Annotated in this window: 4 protein-coding genes; 1 reads left to right on the top strand and 3 read right to left on the bottom strand. The window is 60.9% G+C overall.

The genetic code is table 11. The features are described 5' to 3' along the window. Positions 1-119: 119 nt before the first annotated feature. The 3 genes from ASE31_RS16495 to ASE31_RS16485 form a co-directional block, all read right to left on the bottom strand. Positions 120-470, bottom strand: a complete 351-nt coding sequence (locus tag ASE31_RS16495) for an RNA-binding protein (protein ID WP_057202912.1) — start codon at positions 468-470, stop codon at positions 120-122. A 121-nt stretch (positions 471-591) separates the two neighbouring features. Continuing rightward, positions 592-801 carry a hypothetical protein gene (locus ASE31_RS16490; protein ID WP_057202911.1) on the bottom strand — a complete coding sequence of 70 codons (210 nt, stop codon included), beginning with the start codon at positions 799-801 and terminating at the stop codon, positions 592-594. A 300-nt stretch (positions 802-1,101) separates the two neighbouring features. Then, a complete protein-coding gene (locus ASE31_RS16485) occupies positions 1,102-2,757 on the bottom strand; it encodes a methyl-accepting chemotaxis protein (protein ID WP_057202910.1) in 1,656 nt (551 codons plus the stop codon). A gap of 650 nt (positions 2,758-3,407) precedes the next feature. Here ASE31_RS16485 and ASE31_RS16480 point away from each other — a divergent pair. Next, on the top strand, positions 3,408-4,526 hold the full coding sequence (locus ASE31_RS16480; RefSeq protein WP_057202909.1) for an IS110 family transposase: 1,119 nt from the start codon (positions 3,408-3,410) through the stop codon (positions 4,524-4,526). Positions 4,527-4,836 lie beyond the last annotated feature (310 nt).

Raw genomic sequence — 4,836 nt, 5'->3', positions numbered from 1 at the left:
AAACTCAGCGAAGCGGTTCTGGCTAGGCGCTGCGTCGCAGGCAGTACGAGTAGTACGACAAGAAGCAGCAACGACGCCAGAAGAGTTTTGTTAGCCGCTCTTAGCAGGGAGCTACTGGATCAGTAGCGGCCGCCGCCGTAGCCACCCGTGCCGTAGCCGGTGTCCTGGCGATTGCTGGCGCTGTAGCCACCCGAGCCCGAACCACCCGAGCCACTGCGGTCTTCGCGGGGACGGGCCAGGTTCACGACGATCGAACGGCCGTCGACGGACATGCCGTGCAGGCCGGTGATGGCTGCCTGGGCGACTTCGGCAGATGCCATTTCCACAAAGCCGAAGCCCTTGGAGCGGCCGGTGTCACGGTCCATCATGACCTTGGCAGAGGTGACGGCGCCGAACTCGGAGAAATTGCTTTCCAGGGTCGAGTCGGTCACGGAATAGGGCAGGTTGCCCACGTAGATTTTGCTGCTCATGAGAAGAGCCTTTCGGAGTGAAGGCGCGCAACGAGTGACGCACCGTTGGGGATAAGGGTGTGCTGGCCGGGGGGCCGGCCGCAACGGGAAAAGGTGGATGGGGCCTGCGGTCAGCAGAGCATCAACACGTGGGAGGGTGCGGCATGCAGGTTTGCAGCCAGCCCTGGGTGACGGCAAACAGCCGGGCGGCTTCGCGCGAGGCAAAGGCTTTGTCGAAGCGGAACACGCGGCAGTAGCTGCCGTTGCCCTGGGATCGATGGACCGAAAATGAGGCGCGGAAATTGCCGCAGTCGGTCTGGTGTGTCGCGGGCGAAACGACGAACTTGCCCATGGAAATGGCGGTCTTTGAAATCTGATTCAGTCAGGATCACAGGCCCGTAAGCCTGCGTGAGCATCAACAAACGCGGTTGGCTGCAGCTCTACAGACCAACACGGGCGACAGAGGTCGCAAAAGGCGGCAAGCAGGTGGTGGGGAGCCATCCGGCGAGCGTTGCGGTGCAAGCTTTAGTCAAGAGCTTTCACTGCAACAGCGCAGATTATATTGCCTTTTTTTATTAAATTGCAAATTTATATTCTTTTTTGCCATGACGGCTTGGGTGTGGAGATTTTCCCGCCCCAAGCCTCCTGTGCATCACCTCCCAAGACGGGGTCGGTACGCTGACTGCATGGTACCGGGCGCGCCTTGTGGACCATAGGCGCTTGAGTTGCCTGCTGCTGCGTCATCGCCAGCGACCTGGAACACCGCCACGAGTTCAGCCAGGCGCCGCGCTTGCTCACGCAGATTCTCTGCGGCCGTGGTGCTCTCGCCCACGAGAGCGCCGTTTTGCTGCGTCATCTGGTCCAGCTGGGTAACCGCCACGTTTACCTGGGAAATGCCGTCGCTTTGCTCTGCGGCAGCGGTGCTGATCTCGCCAATGATGCCGTTGACGCGCTGAACACCCTGGACAATTTCATCCATCGTCGCGCCTGCATTGGCCACCAGTTGGGTGCCTGAATCCACTTTCTCGACGCTGTTCTGGATCAGTGACTTGATCTCCTTGGCTGCGGCGGCACTGCGCTGGGCCAGACTGCGCACTTCAGATGCCACCACGGCGAAGCCGCGCCCCTGTTCCCCCGCCCGAGCGGCTTCGACCGCTGCATTGAGTGCCAGGATGTTGGTCTGGAACGCGATGCCATCGATCACTCCAATGATGTCGGCGATCTTCTTGCTGCTCTGGTGGATCTCCTGCATGGTGCTGACCACCTGCTGCATGACCTCGCCGCCCTTGGTGGCGGTGCCGGCCGCCGTCGTGGCCAACTGGTTGGCCTGGCGAGCCGAGTCGGCGCTCTGGCGCACGGTGGCGGTTAGTTCTTCCATGCTGGCAGCGGTTTGCTCCAGGCTGCTGGCGGCCTGTTCGGTTCGGTTGCCAAGGTTTTGGTTGCCGCTGCTGATGTGGTCGCTGGCAACGCGCAGTTGCTGGATGTTGTCGCGCACGGCCGACACCAGTTCGTGGAAGCGCTGCTGCATGTCCCTCACCGCAACCATCACGCTGCTGGTATCCCCCGGCTTCACATGCACAGCGACCGTGAGGTTGCCCCGTTCAATGGATTGCACTATTGCCCGCACTTCGCCAGGCTCTGCACCCAACTCGCGACCAATGCTGCGCGAGACCGTCACCGTGGCTGCCACGCTGATCAGCACAGCCAGCAAGGTGATGGACAGCATCACGCCGGTGAACTGGCTGGCATCCTGGTTGGCTGAGTTGCTGTTCTTGATGATGCGGGCTTCCTCGTAGTCGATCAGCTTGTTGGCGGCTGCCAGCCATTGTTCATACTGCGGCTTTGCTTCAGTCCAGAGCAATGACTCTGCGCCAGCGCGGTCACCCGCCTGCATGAGCGCCACCACTTTTCCGGTGGTCGCCACGGTGCGCGCCTCTATGTCCTTGAGTGCCTGCACCATGGGCCCGACCTCCGGGGGGACCTGGCTGGCAGCTTTTAGTACCGCATCCAGCTGGGCGGCCGACTTTGCATAAAAATCTGCCAGCTTGGCGATGGATTCAATCTCCCTTTTTCGCGCTTCCTCGCTGGGGGCCAGAACCACATCGCGCACGGCGATGGAGCGGTCATGGGCAGAGCCCCGAAAGTTGATGGCTGCCCGTTGGATTGCAGCGTTTTGTGTAGCGTTGGCGGTCAATGCGCTATCAATCCCTCGCGCGATGATCACGCTGTAGATCGACATGCCCAGCAAGGCCAAGATCACCAGGCCAAAGCCGGCCATGAGACGGTGACTGATTTTCCACGTATGCATTGAAGAGTGCCTCAGAGGGGGTGGACGGTGACGAAGATGGAAAAACCGGCATGTCGACGGCGTGTCCGCTGTCGCATGGCTGTTTACATTTCATCACTATCTTACCAACTGGTCATAAAATAACTGATTGGTATAAACTATTTACTCGATAGTAAAGACATGGGCGTGCGACTGGGGCATTCCCCGGGTGAGGCGGGTGCCCAGAAGGCTGGCCGGTGCGTGGACGCGCAGGTGCTCATTCGGCAGGCCAGCCGGTATTGCGCCCAGCAGCCAGCCGCGCCCGAGGATCCAGGCGATTCGGATCGGAGTTCGCGCGCTGGAAACGGCTACTCAGCGTCTGGCAGCGTGCCGATGGCGCAGATCTTCGATGTGCGGGGGCTAGCAGGCTGAAGAAATACTGTTTTTGGATCGGGAATTTATTCGATTCAAGGGTGCCTTACCCCTTGCCAAGGTCAGGAAAGTCGCTTGTAACGCGTTCTACGAGGTTGAAGATTCTTGGAAAAGGCTTGCCGGGAGGTATTTCTTCAGCCTGCTAGACATCATGGTCGCCGCGCCCTGGATAGGCGGCCGGTCTCCGACATCGTAGATTGCGTCCAAGGACGTAGCGCTACATGCTGTGACTTGCGTCGTCAGCAACAAGGAGACCGACCATGCAAGAGAGTAGCAAGATTCACGTGGGCCTAGACGTCCACAAAGACAGCATCAGCATCGCAGCGGCCGAGCCTGGCCGAGTGCCCGGGCGCCTGATAGGCAAGGTCACGCACGATGTGAGCAAGCTGCTCAAGGTGCTGGCCAAGGTCGGCAACGCCGATCAGCTGCACATCGTGTACGAGGCCGGCCCCACCGGCTTTGGCCTTCAGCGTGCTCTGCACAGCAGGGGCTACCTGTGCGAGATCATTGCCCCCTCGCAGATCCCGCGCCGCCCTGGAGATCGGATCAAGACCGACGGGCGCGACTGCGTTCAACTGGCCGAATGCTCTCGCGCTGGCCAGTTGACTGCCGTGTGGATCCCCGACCCAGAGGACGAAGCGATCCGTGACCTGTCACGGGCACGCGAAGATGCAGTCAACAGTCGCGTGCAGGCCCGCCACCAACTCAAGGGATTCTTGCTGCGTCACGACGTGCGATACACCGGCAAGACCTCATGGTGTGGGGCCTACTACCGCTGGCTGGGGACACTAAACTTCGGGGCGGGGGCCGCACAGACAGCGTTCACCGAATACTGGCAAGCCGTGACGGCTGCAGATGATCGCGTTGACCGGCTGACGAAGGCGCTGCAGGCCTCGATCACTGGCTGGCGCTTTGAGGCGGTGGTTGGTGCGCTGCAGGCACTGCGTGGCGTCGCCGCGATCACGGCGATTGGCTTGGCAGCGGAGATCGGAGACCTGGGACGCTTTGCCCATCCACGCAAACTCATGGGCTACCTCGGTCTGGTGCCCTCGGAGCACTCCAGTGGTCAGCGCACGAGCCGGGGCAGCATCACCAAGACCGGCAACGCGCACGCCCGGCGGCTGCTGACTGAAGCCGCCTGGAACTACCGCTTCAAGGCGCGCATAGGCAAACAAGCGCAGATCCGACAACAGGATCTGTCCGAGCCGATACGAAGGATGGCATGGACAGCGCAGTTGCGGCTGACACAGCGCTTCGCAGCGTTGAGTGCACGTGGCTTGCAGGCCAACAAAGCCTGCATCGCCGTCGCAAGGGAGCTGGCAGGCTTCGTCTGGGCCATCGGCATGCAGGCCCAGCGCGAGCAGGGCCAGCCAAACTGAAAGGGCATAACACGCAACAGGATCGATCTGGCGATGCGATACGAGCAACGATAGGGCAACCCTCGACGCTCCTACCAGGGCACCGCAAGGCAGATCCCCGATCCTAGAGCGAGGCAGGCCCGCGACGAATCGATGAAGTGCTGGTAACCAATCCGCGGATATGAGTCTGATTCATCGTCGCTGCAAACGCTCGTGTCGCATCACCCGATCAATCCTGAGAGAACGCACACCAAATGAGGCACTGACAGTATTGACAATGGCGACCATATGAGGAGCGTGCGCGGCAAAAGGCATCGAAGCGAAACGTCCT

Origin of the sequence: Acidovorax sp. Root217 (genome assembly GCF_001428645.1) — a bacterium.
GTDB lineage: Bacteria > Pseudomonadota > Gammaproteobacteria > Burkholderiales > Burkholderiaceae_C > Acidovorax.
The sequence above is the reverse complement of the archived record's forward strand: the minus strand, read 5'-3'. Positions and strand labels throughout refer to the sequence as shown.

Bases quoted from the DNA above. Each gene is read 5' to 3' on its own strand.
- ASE31_RS16485 (WP_057202910.1), bottom strand. From the start codon at position 2,757: ATGCATACGTGGAAAATCAGTCACCGTCTCATGGCCGGCTTTGGCCTG.
- ASE31_RS16480 (WP_057202909.1), top strand. From the start codon at position 3,408: ATGCAAGAGAGTAGCAAGATTCACGTGGGCCTAGACGTCCACAAAGAC.
- ASE31_RS16490 (WP_057202911.1), bottom strand. From the start codon at position 801: ATGGGCAAGTTCGTCGTTTCGCCCGCGACACACCAGACCGACTGCGGC.
- ASE31_RS16495 (WP_057202912.1), bottom strand. From the start codon at position 470: ATGAGCAGCAAAATCTACGTGGGCAACCTGCCCTATTCCGTGACCGAC.